The sequence below is a fragment of the Curtobacterium sp. L6-1 genome (assembly GCF_018885305.1).
GTDB classification, from domain to species: Bacteria; Actinomycetota; Actinomycetes; order Actinomycetales; family Microbacteriaceae; genus Curtobacterium; species Curtobacterium aetherium.
In genome coordinates, this window is sequence record NZ_CP076544.1 from 942,976 (window position 1) to 962,114 (window position 19,139).

A 19,139-nucleotide genomic window follows, 5' to 3' on the forward strand; every position below is an offset into this window, starting at 1 on the left:
ACGATGTCGGGAGGCCGGAAGCACCTGGCGGACGGTCGGACGAGGACAGAGGCACCCTGTGATCAGATGCGAACACTGCGGATCGACGCTTCCGGACGGAGCGATCTTCTGCGGTGAGTGCGGACGAGCTGTCACGACCTCGGCAGCGCGTCGGACCGCACCCATCGAGCCCACCGACCGCGCCACCCCGCCGCCCCTGCAACAGCCGGACGCGCACGGCCGGCCGATCGACCCCGCCGCCGACGCCTGGCTGCCCGAGTCGACGCTCGACCCCGCGACGCGCGCCTGGCTGACGGGGGCGGACCGCGGTGGAGCCCGCACCGCGGCCGGTCCGGACACCGCAGCAGGACCGGACACCGCAGCCGTCCGTGACGCCGACCGCGCGGTCGCGTCCGGCGCCGGAACGCCGGACCACGCGGACCTGTCCCCGCGCAGCGCTCCCACACACGTGCACGGCTCCGGGTCCGGGCTCGGCGACTGGACCGGGGCATCGACCACGGTGGACGCGACCGTCGACCAGCCCGAGCCGACCCTCGACCCCGACGCCTTCCCCGCCGAGTCGGTCGCCCCGCAGGACGACCTCGAGGTCCAGCGGGCCGACGCCTGGGAAGCCGCCGAGGCCGCTCCCGACCAGAGCGCTCCCGACGCCGCTCCGGCCGCCGAGGCCGCTCCCGTCTGGGCGCCGCCCGCAGCACCCGCCGCGCCGGCGACCGGGCCCTCGTGGTGGATCGGTCGCGCACCGTCGGCCGACGCGACGAGCACCGCCGACTCCGCTGACGCCGACGGTGCGACCGCCGGCAGCTTCGAGGACGCACCCCGCCCGGGCGACACCGCGGCGTTCCAGCCCCTCGCCGGACCGGTCGTCGAACGCCGGACACCGCGTCCGATGCCACTCGTCACCCCGGGCAGCGCGAGCGCGACCTGCCACGTGTGCGGCCACACGCTCGAACCCGACGACATCTTCTGCGAGGAGTGCGGTTCGGTCCGGCCCGCGGTCACCGCGGCGTTCACCGGCCCGGTCATGCCGCTGCCGCTCGCCCGTCCGGACTGGGCTGCCGACGAGGAAGCCCTGCGCAGCGCGGTCTCCGATGCCCACGAGCTGACCGAGGAGTCGGACGGCCTGCCCGAGGAGTCGGCCGGGCCGGACGATGCAGCCGGATCCGACGATGCGGCCGGATCCGACGAGGCGGCCGGACCGGACGAGTCGGGCGACTCCGATGAGACCGACGGCTCCGGCGATCCGGCCGGGCCCGCGGTCTCCGACGGGCCCGGGGTCCCGGACAGCGCCGCAGTGCCGTCGGACGAGCCGACGGGGGGCGACGACGACCCCGCCGACGGGGACGTCCGAGCGGCCGCCGACACGGAGGAGGCGGACGTCGACACCGACGCTGCCTCCACCGACGGATCGGCCCCGGTCGGAGCGGTTGACGCCTCCGACGACGGTGCCGAGCACCCCGCGGAGGCGCCCGTCGCCGCGGCCTCCTCCACACCGGCCGGGACGGAGGCGCAGCCTCCGACCGCCGCGCCGCTCCCGCCCGTCGACGGCTCACCGGTCAGTACTGCCGTCGCTTCGCCGTCGGTGCCGGAGGATGCTGGACGCGCCGGGGCACAGCCGACCGTTGCCGACGACCAGCCGGAGGCCGACGAGGACGTCGAGGAGACCCGCATCGTCTCGCGTGCTCCCGAACGTGAGCCCTTCCTGCTGCACTTCAGCACGGGGGAGCGCCTCGGTGTGCACGGATCGGCCCTGCTCGGGCGGCTGCCCCGACCGGACGCCGACGAGCACTTCGACGGGCTGTTGACGATCCGCGACCCCGGCAAGTCGGTCTCGAAGACGCACCTGGAGCTCGGCCGTGACGGCGACGACCTGTGGGTGTCCGACCGGCACTCCGGCAACGGCACGATGATCCGACACATTGACGGCTCCATCCGTCGGTGCGAGCCGGGGCGGCGCTACCGCGTCGAGCGTGGCGCCCGGGTGGACATCGGGGAGCAGTTCTTCCTGGTGCAGTGAGGCCGGGCGACCGGGCCGCTGCTGACGGCGGGCTGATGCTGCTCGTGAGGCGATGCTGCTGGTGCGCCGCCCGCGGGGGAGGAGCGCGCACTGCAGCTCCGTTCCTGCGCCGGGATCCTGCTGCGTACCGACCTCTCCTGCACAGGTGACGCGATCAACCGCCGCCGTCCACAGAGCCCTCGAGACGGCAACCGAGGCGTTGGCCGAGCTGCTGCAATCGATGCATGGAACCCCGAGCCGCACGCACGACCGCCACGGTCGCAGCCGCCCTGCTCGTCGTCGCCGCGGTCACGGGAGGGTCCGGTGGTCGGCCGGAGCTGCTCGCCGCCGCTGCCGCCTGTGCGCTGATCGGCGCCCTGGTCCAGAGGCCAGCAGAGTCCGCCGCGCGACCTGCGCCCGTCGTCCCGCCGGTGGCCGGTCCGTCCGGTCCGACGCCTGAGGTCCCCGTCGACGACGGAGACGGAGACGGTGGCGGTGGCGACGAGGTCGTGGTCTCGGTCGAGCAGTGCCTCGGCATCGTGCGGCCACCCGGACCGATCACCAGCGCCAGCGTCCCCGCGGACGAGACACCGGCTCGCGGTCTGGACCCACCGACCACCGTCCGGTCCGTCCTGGTGGGGCGAGACGAGACCGGGCGGGTCCGCACCGTCGATCCCGCGCGAGGCGTCGTCGTCTGCGGCCGCGGGGCACTCGCACGTGCCGTCTTCGCCGCCCTCGTCGACCAGCTCGACGGACTGCGCCCTGCCGTGCCGGACACGGAAGGCGCGTCGGCCTGGCCGGACGCGGCGGGAGCACCGGCGTCGCCGCCCGCAGGAGACCGGTCGGCCTCGCTCGACGGGGACCAGGGACCCGCGACGGATGCTGACGGGCGCCCGAGGGATGGCAGCGGGCTCCCGACGGACGACGGCGGGCACTCGACGATGGGGCTCCCGACACACGCCGGCTCCCTGCGCGTCGCCGCGGACACCAGCATCCTCGGCGGGCGGATCGTCCGCACCGGGATGCCCGAGGGCACTGCGGCGGCGTCTCTGCTCGCCGAGGACGGCACCGTCCTCGGATCGGTGGTCCTCGTGCCGTGCGACACCGCCGTTCCGCGACGGTACGGCGCGGTCGTGGACGTGACGCGGTACGGCTGCCGTCTCCGGCACGGGTCCTCCAGCGGCGAACCGGACGGGCCGGGGGAGCGCGGGGAGGCGGGCACGCGCGCGACGGGCACGGGGCACCAGGTCGGTGTCGCGGTCGTGCCGACGCTGCCGCTGCTCATCACCCCGAGCAGCGCGACGACCGTCGTCGGTCCGGTCGACCGCTGCAGCGCAGGGACCACGGCCGTTCCGACCGGGACGACGACCCGCGACGGCCGGTCAGCGGGACGACGTCAGCGCAGGCCGGAACCGACCCGCACAGCACCCACAGGGACGCCGCCGCCGAGCACCCGTTCACCGGTCGCGGCCAGGACCTCGGCTGCGGCGTCGGCGTCGACCAGACCGTTGCGGGTGAGCAGCGTCAACGCGGCGAGCGTCCCGGCACGCAGGGCGCCGTCGAGCACCTTGACGGCGACGGCCGGACCGCCGGGCACGCCCATCACCATGACGCCCTCGGCACCGAGCTTCGCGACGACCCCGAGGCGTTCGATCGTCACGGTGTTCGCCCGACCGACGCCGTCGATCGCCCACGGGTTCGCCAGGACCGCGTCGGTCAGGGCGGCCGAGTCCTCGTCCGCGCGGGCCACCACACCCGCGATGCCGCGCGCGAGCCCGACGAGCGTGAGGGGGAACACCGGCGCGCCGCACCCGTCGGTGCCCACCACGTCGACGACCTCGCCCGTGGCGTCCTCGACCGTGCTGCGGACCGCGCGCTGGAGCGGGTGGTCGATGTCCAGGTACGTGCCCTCGTCCCAGCCGTGCACCCGGCAGGCGGCGAGCATGCCGGCGTGCTTGCCCGAGCAGTTCATCGCGAGGCGGCGCGGCCCGGCCATGCTGCGGGCGGTCTCGCGGTCGAAGGGCAGGTCGGGCGGGCAGCCGAGGTCGTCCTCCACGTGGTCGAAGCGCTCGAGCATCCGCAGCGCGAGCGACTGGTGCGAGGGGGTCCCCGCGTGACTGGCCGTCGTCATGACGAGCTCGTCGCCGGCGAACAGCGCGCCTGCCCTACGGATCGCCAGGGCCTGCAGGGGCTTCATCGTCGACCGCGGGTAGACGCTGGCGCCGGTGTCGCCGACGGCGTCGAGCACGGTGCCGTCCGCCTGGACGACGACGCCGGCCCCGACGTGTCGGCTCTCGTCGAACCCGGAGCGGTCGAGGACGGCCAACTCGACCGATCCGTCGGCGGTGAGAGGATGACGGTCGGTGCTGGTGGCCGTGGACATGGCGCGATCCTACCGAGGACCGCGACCGCGACGACCGCGGCGACCGCGACCGCGACCGCGGCGACGGGACCGAGACCGACATCGAGATCGAGATCGAGACGACCGCGGCCGCAGCACGACCACCGCGACCGACGACCGACGTGACGAAGGGACCCCCGATGACCGACCACTCCTACGAGGTCTCGGTCCGCTGGACCGGCGACCGGGGCACCGGCACGAGCGGCCACCGCGACTACGGCCGCGACCACGTCGTCTCCGCCGCCGGCAAGCCCGACGTCCTCGGCAGCGCGGACCCGACCTTCCGCGGCGACTGCGACCGCTGGAACCCGGAGGAGCTCGTCCTCGGTGCCCTCAGCCAGTGCCACATGATGAGCTACCTGCACGTCGCCGTGACCCGTGGGTTCACGGTCGTCGCCTACGAGGACCGCGCTACCGCCGAGCTCGACCTGCACCGGGACGGCTCGGGTGAGCTGACCGGTGCGTTCCTCCGGCCCGTCGTCACGATCCTCGAGGCCGACCGCGTCGCCGACGCCGAGGCTGCCCACGCCGAGGCGAACCGGCTCTGCTTCATCGCCCGGTCGGTGGCGTTCCCCGTCCACCACGAGGCGCGGACCACCGTCCTCGGAGCCGACGCATCGGGAGGTACGGCAGGATGACCCGTGTGAAGCGTCTCCGTCTGCTCCCGATCGCCCTCGTGCCCGCCGTCGTCCTCGGGCTCGCCGCCTGCTCGGGCTCGGGCTCGTCCGACGCCTCGGCATCCGCATCGTCCACCCCGAGCTCGTCCGCCACCCCGATCAGCTCGTGCCCGAAGCCGGGCGACGCGTCGGAGTCGATCAAGGTCACCGGCGACGTCGGTGGGTCCACCGCGCCGAAGGTCACCTTCGACAAGGGCCTGACCGCCGACCCGCCGCAGGCCTCGCGGCTGGTGGAGGGCTCCGGTGCGGCACTCGGGGACGGCGACTTCGCGCAGGTCGCCTACACGGCCTACGACGCGAAGGACGCGAAGAACCTCGTCACGGTCGGCTTCGACCAGGGCAACCCGCAGGTCCTCTCGGCCGGCGGGAGCGGCTTCGGCGCCATCCTCGGTTGTGCGCACGTCGGCGACCGCGTCGCGGTGGTCGGTCAGGCGGCAGCGCTCGGCTTCAACACGACGGGCTCCATCGTCGTGGTCGCCGACGTCGTCGAGCAGACCCCGACCAAGTCCACCGGCACGCCCCAGGACCAGGACCCGTCGCTGCCGACCGTGAAGGACAAGGCCGACGGCGAGCCGGAGATCACGATCCCCGACGGCGACGCTCCGGAGAAGACCACGCCCGAGGTCATCAAGCAGGGCGACGGTGACACCATCAAGGACGGCGACACCGCGCTCGTGCAGTACAAGGGCGTGCTCTACAAGGACGGCAAGGAGTTCGACTCCTCGTGGTCCAAGGGCACCCCTACCACCTTCACCATCTCGAACAGCGGGCTCATCCCGGGCTTCGTGAAGGGCCTGGTCGGACAGAAGATCGGCTCGCAGGTCATGATCGTCGTCACGCCCGAGGACGGCTACGGCGCCACCCCGCCGGAGGGCTCCGGCATCCCGTCGAACGCCACGCTGGTGTTCGTGGTCGACCTGCTCGCCAAGGGCTGACCCGGCGATGGACCGCCGTCGCGTCGTCCTCCTCGGCAGCACGGGGTCCATCGGGACCCAGGCGCTCGACGTGATCGAGCGCAACCCCGACCGCTTCGAGGTCGTGGGCCTGACCGCGGGGAGCAACGACCAGGCCCTCGCCGACCAGGCCAGCCGGTACGGCGTCCGCACCACCGCACTCGGTGCCGCGGACGCCGAGCGGCTCGTCCGCGACGTCGAGGCGGACGTCGTCCTCAACGGCATCACCGGCTCCGTGGGACTCGGCCCGACGCTCGCGGTCCTCGAGACCGGGGCCACCCTCGCACTGGCGAACAAGGAGAGCCTCATCGTCGGCGGTCCGCTCGTGCAGGCCGCCGCCGCGCCCGGGCAGATCGTCCCGGTCGACAGCGAGCACTCCGCGATCGCCCAGGCCCTCCGCTCCGGCACCGGTGCGGAGGTCGGACGGCTCGTCCTCACCGCCAGCGGCGGCCCGTTCCGCGGCCGGTCCCGCGCCGACCTCGCCGACGTGACGCCCGCGCAGGCGCTGGCGCACCCCACGTGGGACATGGGCCTCGTCGTCACGACGAACTCGGCCACGCTCGTCAACAAGGGACTCGAGGTGATCGAGGCGCACCTGCTCTTCGGCTTGCCCTACGACCGCATCGACGTCACCGTGCACGCCCAGTCCGTCGTGCACTCGATGGTCGAGTTCGTCGACGGCTCCACCATCGCGCAGGCGTCGCCTCCGGACATGCGCCTGCCGATCGCACTCGGCCTCGCCTGGCCCGAGCGCGTCCCGCACGTCGGGGTCCCGCTCGACTGGACGACCTCGAGCACCTGGACGTTCGAGCCGCTCGACACCGACGCGTTCGGGGCCGTGGCCCTCGCCAAGCGCGTCGGCGTCCTCGGCGGCACCTTCCCGGCCGTCTTCAACGCCGCGAACGAGCAGGCAGTCGCAGCGTTCCACGCCGGCGCCATCGGTTTCCTCGACATCGTCGACACGGTGGCGCGCGTGGTCGACGAGCACACCGCGGGGGAGCCGTCGCTCGACGGCGTGCTCGCGGCCGAGCGTTGGGCGCGGCAGACCGCGGACCGCATCCTCGCCCGCTGACGCGGGCCGCGCCTCCCGAACGGATCTGGAGGCTCACACCAGCACCCAGCGTGCGCACGGCTGGGTCGCGGACAGCGTCCCGTACGCTTTCCCGGTGACCGTCGGAACCGTCCTGCTCTTCGTCCTCGGCGTCGTCGTCTTCATCATCGGCCTGCTGGTGTCGATCGGCCTCCACGAGCTCGGCCACCTGGCCTTCGCGAAGCTCTTCAACGTCAAGGTGACCCAGTACTCGCTCGGCTTCGGCAAGGCGATCTGGTCGTTCCGCCGCGGGGAGACCGAGTACGGGATCCGGCCGATCCTGCTCGGCGGCTACATCTCGATGGTCGGCATGCTCAAGCCGCGCGCCTCCGGGCGGGAGATCACGAACACGGGGATGTACTCGGCCTTCGTGCAGGACGCCCGCGCGGCCAGCGCCGAGCAGATCGCGGAGTCCGGCGGGGACGACTCCCGCGCGTTCTACCGTCTGACGCCCTGGAAGCGGATCATCGTGATGGTCGCCGGCCCCGCGATGAACCTCGTGATCGGGGTCCTGCTGTTCGGCGTCCTGCTCGTCGGGTTCGGCGCGCCGACGACCACGTTCACGACGAGTGTCGACTGCGTCCTGCCGACGAGCGCCCGCACGACGTGCACCCAGGGCGACGCCGTCTCGCCCGCGAAGGAGGCGGGTATCCGCTCCGGCGACGTCGTCCTCGCGATCGACGGTGACCGGAACCCGACGATCACCGAGGTCTCCGAGCGGTTCCAGCGATCCGCGGGGCGACCGGTCACGGTGGTCGTCGAGCGGGACGGGGCCGAGCGCACGCTCGAGGTCACGCCGCAGCTCGCCACCCGCGACGTCTACACCGAGGACGGCACGGTCGCGAAGAACAGCGACGGCACGACCAAGACCCAGCGCGTCGGGGTCGTCGGCGTGAGCATCGGACAGACCCTCGTCCGGCAGTCCCCGGCGGCGGTGCTGCCGGCGACGGGAGCGCAGATCACGGCGTCCGCGCACCTCATCATCGACCTGCCGCAGCGCCTCGTGGCGGTCTGGAACGCGGCGTTCGGTGCGCAGGAGCGGTCGCAGGACAGCCCGGTGTCGGTGGTGGGCGTCGGCCGGGCCATCGGGACGGTGTCCTCGATGAGCGGTGTGCCCGTGATCGACAAGGCGTACACGATCCTCGGCCTGCTGGCCTCGCTCAACATCGGCCTGTTCGTGCTCAACATGGTGCCGCTGCTGCCCCTCGACGGCGGGCACATCGCCGGCGCCCTGTGGGAAGCGGTCAAGCGCCGCACCTTCCGGCTGTTCGGCAAGGCCGACCCGGGGCCGATCGACCTGGCCAAGACGATGCCGCTCACCATGGTCGTCGTCGTGCTGCTCGCGGGCATGAGCGCGCTCCTCATCTACGCCGACATCGTCCGACCGGTCGACCTGTTCGGGTAGGCGCCCCGGGAGGCGCGCGTGCGCTGCCCGGAGGAGACGCCGGTCCCGGCCGGACGGAGCACTACGCTCAGCGCATGAGCGCAGAGCCAGCGGCCCGTCCGGAGCCGTCGACCGCCGTCGCGGGACCGACCCGGACCGTCGAACAGCAGGGCACCGACGTCATCGCGGAGTCCGAACGCAAGGGCACCCCACGGGGACTGTTCTGGCCGTGGTTCGCCGCGAACATCTCGGTGCTCGGCCTGGCGTACGGGTCGTTCGTCCTCGGCTTCGGCATCTCCCTCGCGCAGGCGACCGTCGTGTCGGTCGTCGGCGTCGTGTTCTCGTTCCTGCTCTGCGGGATCGTCGCGATCGCAGGCAAGCGGGGATCGGCCCCCACGATGGTCCTCAGCCGTGCGGCGTTCGGCGTCCGGGGCAACCGGTTGCCGTCGTTCCTCAGCTGGGTGCTCACGGTCGGGTGGGAGACCGCGCTGACCGCGTTGGCCGTGCTCGCGACCTCGACGGTGTTCCGCGAACTCGGGTGGGACGACGGCGTGCTCACGAAGGTCGTCGCCCTGGTCGTCGTCGCCGCGCTCGTCGTCGGGGCGGGGATCGCCGGCTTCGACGTCATCATGCGCCTGCAGACGTGGATCACCGTCGTCACCGGCGTGCTGACCGTCGTCTACGTCGTCCTGGCCGTGCCGGCGATCGACCTCGGCACCCTCGGTGCGATCCCCTCCGGCAGCGCGCAGAACGTCCTGGGCGCCCTGGTCCTCGTCATGACGGGCTTCGGCCTCGGCTGGGTGAACGCCGCAGCGGACTACTCGCGCTACCTGCCGCGGTCCGCCTCGACACGCGGTGTCGTCGGCTGGACGACCTTCGGCGGCGCTCTCGCCCCGGCGGTCCTCGTCGTCATCGGCGTCATGCTCGCGGGGTCGTCCTCGGACCTGAACGGCGCGATCAGCGCGGATCCGATCGGCGCGCTCACGACGATCCTGCCGGTGTGGTTCCTGGTGCCGTTCGCCGTCGTCGCGATCCTCGGGCTGGTCGGCGGTGCGGTCCTCGACATCTACTCGTCCGGGCTCGCCCTGCTGAGCACCGGCGTCCGGATCCCCCGTCCCGTCGCCGCGGCCGTCGACGGCGTGGTGATGGTGGCCGGTGCCGTGTACGTGGTGTTCTTCGCGACGAGCTTCATCCAGCCCTTCCAGGCCTTCCTGGTCACCCTCGGCGTGCCGATCGCAGCCTGGTGCGGCGTGTTCGTCGCCGACGTGGTGCTGCGCCGTCGGGCGTACGCCGAGGACGAGCTCGACACCCCGCGCGGCCGGTACGGCGACGTCCGCTGGACCGCCGTCGGGCTGGTCGTGCTGGGGACCGTGCTCGGCTGGGGACTCGTCACGAACACGTACGGCGTGCCGGGGTGGCTGAACTGGCAGGGCTACCTGCTCGGGCCGGTCGGCCTCGGCGGTCGCGACGGCGCCTGGGCCTACGCGAACCTCGGGGTCCTCGTGGCACTGCTCGTCGGGTTCCTCGGCACGGTGCTGCTCGGTCGACGGGCGGTTCGCCGGCAGGAGGCACTCCCCACCCGCGCACCCGCAGCGGCACCCGCTCCCGCAGCCGCACCCGCACCCGCACCCGCGACCTCTCCCACCGCCGCACCCGCCCCGACGGCCGAGCAGGGCCCCCGCGCGTGACCGACCAGGGAAGGGCCGACCAGGGCACGGCCCACCACGACGCCCCCGACACCTCGGACGCCTGGCTCGTCGTGATCGACATGCAACACGTCTTCACCGGCGACAGCCCCTGGGCAGCCCCGCGGTACGCCGAGGCCGCCGCCGCCGTCGAGCGCCTCCTGCCGCGGTTCCCCGGGCGCACCGTCCTCACCCGTTTCGTGGCCCCCGAGCACCCGACCGGCGCCTGGGAGCCGTACTACCGCGACTGGCCCTTCGCACTGGTCCCGGACGCGGACCCGCTGTACGCGCTCACCGAGCCGTTCGCGACGCGGGCAGACCAAGGCGACCCCGTCGTCACCGAGCCGACGTTCGGCAAGTGGGGGACGGGCCTCCAGGCGGTCACCGGGCCGCGGCCACACCTCGTCCTCACCGGGGTGTCCACGGACTGCTGCGTGCTCTCGACCGCGCTGGCCGCGGCCGACGCGGGAGCCCGTGTGACGATCGTCGCCGAGGCCTGCGCCGGCGCGAGCGACGCCGACCACGCCCGGGCCCTCGACGCCATGCGCCTGTACGCGCCACTCGTCACGGTCGTCGACGCCCTCTGACGAGACCGCGTCGCGCTGCGACCGGCCACCTGTGAGCCGGCCGCACCGCGCTCCGCGGACGAGCGCGTAGAGTTCGATCCGTGCCCGCAGTGAACCTCGGAATGCCGAAGGCCCCCGAAACCCTGGCCCCTCGTCGCAAGTCCCGGCAGATCCGGGTCGGCAAGGTCCTGGTCGGTGGCGACGCCCCCGTGTCCGTGCAGTCGATGACCACGACGCCGACCACGAACATCAACGCGACCCTGCAGCAGATCGCGGAACTGACGGCCTCCGGCTGCGACATCGTCCGTGTCGCCGTGCCGAGCCAGGACGACGCCGACGCGCTGCCGATCATCGCGAAGAAGTCGCAGATCCCGGTGATCGCCGACATCCACTTCCAGCCGAAGTACGTCTTCCAGGCCATCGACGCCGGCTGCGCGGCGGTCCGTGTGAACCCGGGCAACATCCGGAAGTTCGACGACCAGGTCGGCGCGATCGCGAAGGCCGCGAAGGACGCCGGCGTCAGCCTGCGCATCGGGGTGAACGCGGGGTCGCTCGAGCCGAGCCTCATGCAGAAGTACGGCAAGGCGACGCCCGAGGCGCTCGTCGAGTCCGCCGTGTGGGAGGCCTCGCTGTTCGAGGAGCACGACTTCCACGACTTCAAGATCTCGGTCAAGCACAACGACCCGGTCGTCATGGTCAAGGCCTACCGGCAGCTCGCCGAGCGCGGTGACTGGCCGCTGCACCTCGGCGTGACCGAGGCCGGACCGGAGTTCCAGGGCACCATCAAGAGCGCCACCGCGTTCGGCATCCTGCTCGGCGAGGGCATCGGCGACACCATCCGCGTCTCGCTCTCCGCTCCGCCCGCGCAGGAGGTGAAGGTCGGCCTGCAGATCCTGCAGTCGCTCAACCTCCGCGAGCGGAAGCTCGAGATCGTCTCCTGCCCGAGCTGCGGCCGGGCCCAGGTCGACGTCTACCAGCTCGCGAACGACGTCACCTCGGGGCTCGAGGGCATGACCGTGCCGCTGCGCGTGGCCGTCATGGGCTGCGTCGTGAACGGTCCGGGTGAGGCCCGCGAAGCCGACCTGGGCGTCGCCTCGGGCAACGGCAAGGGCCAGATCTTCGTGAAGGGGCAGGTCATCAAGACCGTCCCCGAGGCCGAGATCGTCCGCACCCTGATCGACGAGGCGAACCGCCTCGCCGACGAGATGGGGCCGGCGGCCGGCACCGGCAAGCCGCTGGTGGTCACCTCGTAACGCTCCGGCGGGTCGCGACGGCGACCCGGACCCGGACGGGAGGCCCGTGGCGACACCGCCACGGGCCTCCCGTCGTCCCGGCACCGGTCGGTGTCCGGCCCGCTCCGTCCACAGGCGCGTCGCGCCCGGACGGTCCGCCGCTAGGCTGGCGGCGTGGTCACACGGCTCTCACACCTCTTCCTCCGCACGCTCCGCGACGACCCCTCCGACGCCGAGGTGACGAGCCACAAGCTGCTCGTCCGCGCCGGGTACGTCCGTCGCCAGTCGCCGGGCATCTTCGCCTGGCTGCCGCTCGGGCTGCGTGTCCGCGCGAAGATCGAGGGCATCATCCGCGACGAGATGGTCGCCGCCGGTGCGCAGGAGGTCCTGCTGCCGGCGCTGCTGCCCCGCGAGCCGTACGAGGCGACGAACCGCTGGACCGAGTACGGCGACGGCATGTTCCGCCTGCAGGACCGCAAGGGCTCCGACTACCTGCTCGCGCCCACGCACGAGGAGATGTTCGCGCTCCTCGTCAAGGACCTGTACTCGTCGTACAAGGACCTGCCCGTCACGCTGTTCCAGATCCAGGACAAGTACCGCGACGAGGCCCGTCCCCGTGCCGGTCTGCTCCGCGGGCGCGAGTTCACCATGAAGGACGCCTACTCGTTCGACCTCGACGACGCCGGGCTCGAGCGCAGCTACCAGACGATGCGTGACGCCTACGAGCGGATCTTTGCGCGCCTGGGCCTCGAGTACGTGATCGTCAAGGCCGACGCCGGCGCGATGGGCGGGTCGAAGTCCGAGGAGTTCCTGCACCCGATCGCCGTCGGCGAGGACACCTTCGTGCGCAGCGCCGGCGGGTACGCGGCCAACGTCGAGGCGTACGTCACGCCCGTGCCCGAGGCGAAGCCGATCGACGGCCTGCCCGAGCCCGTGCTGCTGCCGGCGTCGGACACCCCCACGATCGACTCCCTCGTCACCCACGCCAACGCGGTCGCCCCGCGCGACGGCGCACCCTGGACCGCCGCCGACACGCTCAAGAACGTCGTGCTCGCGCTGACCCACCTCGACGGCACGCGGGAAGTCATCGTCGTCGGCCTGCCCGGCGACCGCGACGTCGACCTCAAGCGTGCCGAGGTCGCCTTCGGCCCTGCCGAGGTCGAGCCCGCCACCGACGACGACTTCCGCAAGCACCGCGGACTCGTGAAGGGCTACATCGGGCCGCAGGTCCTCGGCGCCGACAGCGCGACCGGGCTGCGCTACTTCCTCGACCCGCGTGTGGTCGACGGCACCTCGTGGGTCACGGGCGCGAACGAGCGCGGCGTGCACGTGTCCGGACTGGTGGCCGGTCGGGACTTCGTCGCCGACGGTGTTGCCGAGGTCTCCGACGTCCGCGCCGGCGATCCCGCTCCGGACGGCTCCGGTCCGCTCGAGACCGCGCGCGGCATGGAGATCGGCCACGTCTTCCAGCTCGGTCGCAAGTACGCCGAGGCGCTCGGGCTCAAGGTGCAGGACGAGAACGGCAAGCTCGCCACGGTCACGATGGGCTCGTACGGCATCGGCGTGACCCGCATCCTCGCGATCCTGGCCGAGGCGCACAACGACGAGAAGGGCCTGGCGTGGCCGAAGCACGTCGCCCCGTTCGACGTGCACGTCGTCGCGACCGGCAAGGACGCCACCGCGTTCGACCTCGCCGAGTCCCTCGTCGCCCAGCTCGAGGGTGAGCGCTACGACGTCGTGTACGACGACCGGCCCAAGGTGTCGCCCGGCGTGAAGCTCCGCGACGCCGAGCTGCTCGGCATGCCCGTCGTCGTCGTCGCCGGCCGGAACGCCGCCGACGGTGTCGTCGAACTCTGGAACCGCGCGACCGGGGAGCGCCGGGACGTCCCCGTCGCCGAGCTGCTCGAGGCGGTCCGCGCGATCTGATCGCTGGTCACCGTCCGGTGACGGTGGACGACGGGCCCGTGGCGGAGACGCCGCGGGCCCGTCGTCGTCACGGGGCCTGGCGTCCCCGGCGACCTGCGGTACGATCGACGACGGCTTCCGCGCGGTTCCATCCGCGGGAGTGACTCATCTGAATACGGAGGCACCTCGGTGAAGATCGACCTCGCAGTCCTGCGACTCATGGAGCGCGAGCGGGAGATCCCGTTCGACGAGCTCGTCCAGATCATCGAATCTGCCATCCTGACCGCCTACCAGAAGCACCGCGCCGAGAACGACGAGCCCGTCGACGCCCAGGCCCGGGTCGAGCTGGACCGCAAGTCCGGCGAAGTGTCCGTCTTCGTGCCCGAGCGCGACGAGGACGACAACGTCATCGGCGAGTCCGTCGACCAGCCGAGCGACTTCGGCCGTATCGCAGCCTTCGCCGCGAAGCAGGTCATCAACCAGCGCCTGCGCGACATCGGTGACGACAAGATCCTCGGCGAGTTCCGCGGTAAGGAAGGCGACATCGTCGCCGGCATCGTCCAGCAGGGCCCGAACCCGAAGATGGTGATGGTCGACCTCGGCACCGTCGAGGCGATCCTGCCGCCCGAGGAGCAGGTGCCGGGGGAGACCTACGCGCACGGCACCCGCCTCCGCGTCTACGTGACGAGCGTGGGCCGCGGACACAAGGGCCCACAGATCACCGTGTCGCGCACCCACCCGGGCCTGGTCCGGAAGCTGTTCGCGCTCGAGGTCCCGGAGATCGCGTCCGGCGTCGTGGAGATCACCTCGCTGGCCCGCGAGGCCGGACACCGCACCAAGATGGCGGTCAAGGCCAACGAGCCCGGCGTCAACGCCAAGGGCGCCTGCATCGGCGAGCTCGGTGCCCGCGTGCGTTCGGTCACGAACGAGCTCGGCGCCGAGAAGATCGACATCGTCGACTGGTCCTCCGACCTCTCGACCTTCGTCGCGAGCGCCCTGTCGCCGGCGAAGGTGACGAGCGCCTTCGTGCTGGACGCGTCGACCAAGGCCGTCCGCGCCCTCGTGCCGGACTACCAGCTGTCGCTCGCTATCGGCAAGGAAGGCCAGAACGCCCGCCTCGCCGCGAAGCTGACCGGTGCGCGGATCGACATCCAGCCGGACTCGATCCTCGACGGCGACGACTGAGCGACACCCCACCGGCGCGGTCCGGTTCGCCCGTGGCGTGCAGCCCCGGGCGTGCCGGATCGCGGTCGTCGGAGTCAAGGAGTAGAGTGGACGCCGTCAGAACGTGCATCGGCAGTCGTCGTCGCGCAACCCGATCCTCCCTCCTCCGTGTCGTCGCTCGCAGTGACGGCACCGTCGTGGTGGATCCGAAGGCAGTCATGCCGGGCCGGGGGGCATGGCTCACACCGACCGTCGAAGCGTACGAACTGGCCGTCAAGCGCAGGGCATTCCGCCGTGCGCTCCGGCTGGAGCGTGATCCCGACACGTCCGCGGTGCGCGAGTACCTCGCTGGGCTGGGGCCCGATGGCCCGAACAGCACAGCTCCCGAGCGCCAGGACATGACAGAACAGGCTGAACGGCTTATGGACAACTGATGAGCGGCTCGAAATGAGACCCGTCATCCATTGAGTCCTGCCCCTTGACGGGGTGGGACCCGTGAAGGAGAACAGTGGCTAAACCACGCGTACACGAGATCGCAAGCGAGCTCGGCGTCGACAGCAAGACCGCACTCGAGAAGCTCAAGGAGCTCGGCGAGTTCGTCAAGGGACCGAGCTCGAGCATCGAGCCGCCCGTCGCACGGAAGCTCCGTGCAGCACTGCAGGCCGAGGGTGCGTCCGCATCGTCGTCGCCCGCGGCCCCCGCCGCCCAGGCTCCGGCCGCACCGCGTTCCGGTGCCCCGAAGCCCGGTGGCCCCAAGCCCGGCCCGAAGCGCCCCGCCCCGGCGCCCGAGCCCGTGGTCGAAGCAGCGCCCGCGGCCCCTGCGGCCGTCGACGGTGCCCCGATCCCCGCCGCCCCGAAGTCCGTCGCGCAGCGTCAGGCCGAGGCAGAGGCGGCCCGCAAGGCCGCAGCCGAGCAGAAGGCCGCCGAGCAGCAGGCCGCTGCCTCCGGTGACGGCGAGCCGAAGGACTCCGGCCCGAGCGACGCGGTCAAGCCCGGCAGCGCCAAGCCGTCCGGTGCCGCACCGAAGCCCGGTGGCCCGAAGCCCGGTGCCCGTCCCGGCAACAACCCCTACGCGTCGAGCCAGGGCATGGGCGCACGTCCGCCGCGTCCGGGCAACAACCCGTTCGCGTCCAACCAGGGCATGGGCCAGCGCCCGGCTGCCGGCGCCGGTGGCGGCAACGGCATCCCGCGTCCGCAGCCGCCGCGTCCCGGTGCTCCCCGTCCGGGTGCCCCGCGTCCCGGTGGTCCCGGTCAGAACAACCGCCCCAACGGCTTCGGGCAGCGCCCGGGTCAGGGCGGCGGCGGTCGTGGCGGCCCCGGTGGCGGCTTCAACCGTCCCGGTGGTGCCGGCGGCGGCGCCGGTGGCGGCTTCGCCCGTCCGGCGTTCACCGGTCCGCGTCCCGCAGGTGGTGGCGGCCGTGGCCGTGGCCCCGGTGGTGGCACCGCTGGTGCGTTCGGTCGTGGTGGCGGCAAGAGCCGCGCCCGCAAGTCGAAGCGGACGAAGCGCGCCGAGTACGAGATGCGGCAGGCGCCGTCGCTCGGCGGTGTGCAGGTTCCCCGCGGTGACGGCAACACGGTCATCCGCCTCCGTCGCGGTGCGAGCATCTCGGACTTCGCGGACAAGATCGACGCGAGCCCCGGCAACCTGGTGACGGTGCTGTTCCACCTCGGTGAGATGGCGACCGCGACCGAGTCCCTGGACGAGGCCACCTTCGAGGTGCTCGGCGAGGAGCTCGGCTACAAGATCCAGGTCGTCTCGCCCGAGGACGAGGACAAGGAGCTCCTCGAGGGCTTCGCCATCGACATCGACGCCGAGTACGCCGACGAGGACGACTCCGTCCTGCAGCAGCGTCCCCCGGTCGTCACCGTCATGGGTCACGTCGACCACGGTAAGACCCGACTGCTCGACGCGATCCGCAACTCGAAGGTCGTCGAGGGCGAAGCCGGCGGCATCACGCAGCACATCGGTGCGTACCAGATCGTCGCCGAGCACGAGGGCGTCGAGCGTCCGATCACCTTCATCGACACCCCGGGTCACGAGGCCTTCACGGCCATGCGTGCCCGTGGTGCACAGGTGACCGACATCGCGATCCTCGTGGTCGCGGCGGACGACGGCATCATGCCGCAGACGATCGAGGCGCTGAACCACGCCCAGTCGGCCGGTGTGCCGATCGTGGTCGCGGTGAACAAGATCGACAAGGACGGGGCGAACCCGGCCAAGGTCCGTCAGCAGCTCACCGAGTACAACCTGGTGGCCGAGGAGTACGGCGGAGACGTCATGTTCGTCGACGTGTCGGCGCGGCAGAACATCGGCATCCAGGAGCTCCTGGACGCCGTGCTGCTCACCGCGGACGCCGGTCTCGACCTGCGTGCCAACCCCGACAAGGACGCCCGAGGCGTCGCGATCGAAGCACGGCTCGACAAGGGCCGTGGTGCAGTCGCCACCGTCCTCATCCAGTCGGGCACGCTGCACGTCGGTGACGCGATCGTCGCGGGGACGGCCTACGGCCGCGTCCGTGCGATGGCGGACGAGAACGGCAACGCGGTCGACGCCGCGACGCCGAGCCGTCCGGTCCAGGTCCAGGGTCTGTCGTCGGTGCCCCGCGCCGGTGACACGTTCCTGGTCACCGAGGACGACCGCACCGCCCGTCAGATCGCCGAGAAGCGTGAAGCTGCACAGCGGAACGCGCAGCTGGCCAAGGCCCGCAAGCGCATCTCGCTCGAGGACTTCACCCGTGCACTCGAAGAGGGCAAGGTCGAGTCGCTCAACCTCATCATCAAGGGTGACGTCTCCGGTGCCGTCGAGGCACTCGAGCAGTCGCTCCTGGACATCGAGGTGGACGACAGCGTCCAGCTGCGCATCCTGCACCGCGGTGTCGGCGCGATCACGGAGTCGGACATCGACCTCGCCACGATCGACAACGCCATCGTCATCGGCTTCAACGTCCGTCCGGACGTCAAGGCCCGTGAGCGTGCGGCGCGTGAGGGCATCGACGTCCGCTTCTACTCGGTCATCTACAACGCACTCGAGGACATCGAGAACTCGCTCAAGGGCATGCTCAAGCCCGAGTACGAAGAGGTCCAGTCGGGTGTGGCGGAGATCCGCGAGGTGTTCCGCTCCTCGAAGTTCGGCAACATCGCCGGTGTCATCGTCCGGTCCGGCACGATCACGCGCAACGCCAAGGCGCGCGTCATCCGTGACGGCGTGGTGCTCGCAGATGGCCTCGCCATCGAGTCCCTGCGTCGCTTCAAGGACGACGTCACCGAGGTCCGCACGGACTTCGAAGCCGGTATCGGTCTGGGCAAGTTCAACGACATCCAGATCGGTGACGAGATCGAGACCACCGAGCTCGTCGAGAAGCCGCGCGACTGATCCACTGAGTACCCTGGGCCCCGCCTCTCCTTCCCGGAGAGGCGGGGCCTCACCCCGTTCCGCAAGGAGGAACCCATGGCTGACCCGCAGCGAGCGCGCAAGATGGCGGACCGCATCAAGGAAGTCGTCGCTCGTCGGCTCGACAAGGGCCTCCGGGACCCGCGACTCGGCTTCGTCACGATCACCGACGTCCGGGTGACCGGCGACCTGCAGCACGCATCGGTGTTCTACACGGTGTACGGCTCCGACGAGGAGCGCGCCGAGTCCGCGGCGGCGCTCAAGGCCGCGACCGGCATGCTCCGGACCGAGGTCGGCAAGAACATCACGGCGCGGCTCACCCCGTCGCTCGAGTTCATCGCCGACGCCCTGCCGGACACGTCCGCGCACCTCGAGGACCTGCTCGCACAGGCCCAGATGCGTGACCAGCAGGTCAAGGCCGCGTCGGTCGGCGCCACGTACGCCGGCGATGCCGACCCGTACAAGCGCGACGAGGACGAGGACGACGACGAGTCCGACGACGACTCCAAGGAGACGGCCGGCACCGGTCGCTGACCGCGACGACCTGACACAGAGCGCCCGTCACCCACCGGTGACGGGCGCTGCGTCGTGTCGGGCGCTGCGTCGTGACGGGCGTTCCGTCGTGACCGGAGGCGCGCCTCCGGTCGGAGCGCACCGGACGGGAGGCGCGCCTCCCGTCCGTACCGACCGATCCGCGG

Annotated in this window: 14 protein-coding genes; 13 read left to right on the forward strand and 1 reads right to left on the reverse strand. The window is 72.0% G+C overall.

Annotation, left to right across the window (positions count from 1 at the left end):
- Positions 1-58: 58 nt before the first annotated feature.
- Complete coding sequence (locus KM842_RS04380) at positions 59-2,014, forward strand: zinc-ribbon domain-containing protein (protein WP_216261292.1); 1,956 nt, start codon at positions 59-61, stop codon at positions 2,012-2,014.
- Positions 2,015-3,389: 1,375 nt separating this feature from the next.
- On the opposite strand, the gene KM842_RS04385 is transcribed toward KM842_RS04380, so the two are convergent.
- The gene (locus tag KM842_RS04385; protein WP_216261293.1) at positions 3,390-4,376 is read right to left on the reverse strand and encodes an asparaginase; all 987 of its coding nucleotides are present in this window, start codon (positions 4,374-4,376) and stop codon (positions 3,390-3,392) included.
- Between the two features lie 158 nt (positions 4,377-4,534).
- On the opposite strand from KM842_RS04385, the gene KM842_RS04390 reads away from it, so the two are divergent.
- From KM842_RS04390 to rbfA, 12 genes are all read left to right on the forward strand, one after another.
- Positions 4,535-5,032, forward strand: coding sequence for an OsmC family protein (locus KM842_RS04390; protein WP_216261294.1), 498 nt, complete (start codon positions 4,535-4,537; stop codon positions 5,030-5,032).
- A 5-nt stretch (positions 5,033-5,037) separates the two neighbouring features.
- Positions 5,038-6,006: an FKBP-type peptidyl-prolyl cis-trans isomerase gene (locus KM842_RS04395; protein WP_216261295.1), complete on the forward strand. Its 969-nt coding sequence runs from the start codon at positions 5,038-5,040 to the stop codon at positions 6,004-6,006.
- Positions 6,007-6,013: 7 nt separating this feature from the next.
- Positions 6,014-7,096, forward strand: coding sequence for a 1-deoxy-D-xylulose-5-phosphate reductoisomerase (locus tag KM842_RS04400; RefSeq protein ID WP_216261296.1), 1,083 nt, complete (start codon positions 6,014-6,016; stop codon positions 7,094-7,096).
- Positions 7,097-7,190: 94 nt separating this feature from the next.
- The gene (locus KM842_RS04405) at positions 7,191-8,519 is read left to right on the forward strand and encodes a M50 family metallopeptidase (RefSeq protein ID WP_216261297.1); all 1,329 of its coding nucleotides are present in this window, start codon (positions 7,191-7,193) and stop codon (positions 8,517-8,519) included.
- Positions 8,520-8,593: 74 nt separating this feature from the next.
- Positions 8,594-10,186 carry a purine-cytosine permease family protein gene (locus KM842_RS04410; RefSeq protein WP_216261298.1) on the forward strand — a complete coding sequence of 531 codons (1,593 nt, stop codon included), beginning with the start codon at positions 8,594-8,596 and terminating at the stop codon, positions 10,184-10,186.
- Positions 10,183-10,770: a cysteine hydrolase family protein gene (locus tag KM842_RS04415; RefSeq protein ID WP_301183815.1), complete on the forward strand. Its 588-nt coding sequence runs from the start codon at positions 10,183-10,185 to the stop codon at positions 10,768-10,770. Before KM842_RS04410 ends, KM842_RS04415 begins: the two co-directional genes overlap by 4 nt.
- A 101-nt stretch (positions 10,771-10,871) precedes the next feature.
- Complete coding sequence (gene ispG / locus KM842_RS04420; RefSeq protein ID WP_216262073.1) at positions 10,872-12,002, forward strand: flavodoxin-dependent (E)-4-hydroxy-3-methylbut-2-enyl-diphosphate synthase; 1,131 nt, start codon at positions 10,872-10,874, stop codon at positions 12,000-12,002.
- Positions 12,003-12,155: 153 nt separating this feature from the next.
- Positions 12,156-13,907, forward strand: coding sequence for a proline--tRNA ligase (locus KM842_RS04425; RefSeq protein WP_216261299.1), 1,752 nt, complete (start codon positions 12,156-12,158; stop codon positions 13,905-13,907).
- 168 nt (positions 13,908-14,075) lie between these two features.
- The gene (gene nusA / locus KM842_RS04430) at positions 14,076-15,071 is read left to right on the forward strand and encodes a transcription termination factor NusA (protein WP_204607710.1); all 996 of its coding nucleotides are present in this window, start codon (positions 14,076-14,078) and stop codon (positions 15,069-15,071) included.
- 86 nt (positions 15,072-15,157) lie between these two features.
- On the forward strand, positions 15,158-15,484 hold the full coding sequence (locus tag KM842_RS04435) for a YlxR family protein (RefSeq protein WP_216261300.1): 327 nt from the start codon (positions 15,158-15,160) through the stop codon (positions 15,482-15,484).
- 74 nt (positions 15,485-15,558) lie between these two features.
- A complete protein-coding gene (gene infB / locus KM842_RS04440) occupies positions 15,559-18,423 on the forward strand; it encodes a translation initiation factor IF-2 (RefSeq protein ID WP_216261301.1) in 2,865 nt (954 codons plus the stop codon).
- Between the two features lie 75 nt (positions 18,424-18,498).
- Positions 18,499-18,975: a 30S ribosome-binding factor RbfA gene (gene rbfA, locus KM842_RS04445; RefSeq protein WP_216261302.1), complete on the forward strand. Its 477-nt coding sequence runs from the start codon at positions 18,499-18,501 to the stop codon at positions 18,973-18,975.
- Positions 18,976-19,139 lie beyond the last annotated feature (164 nt).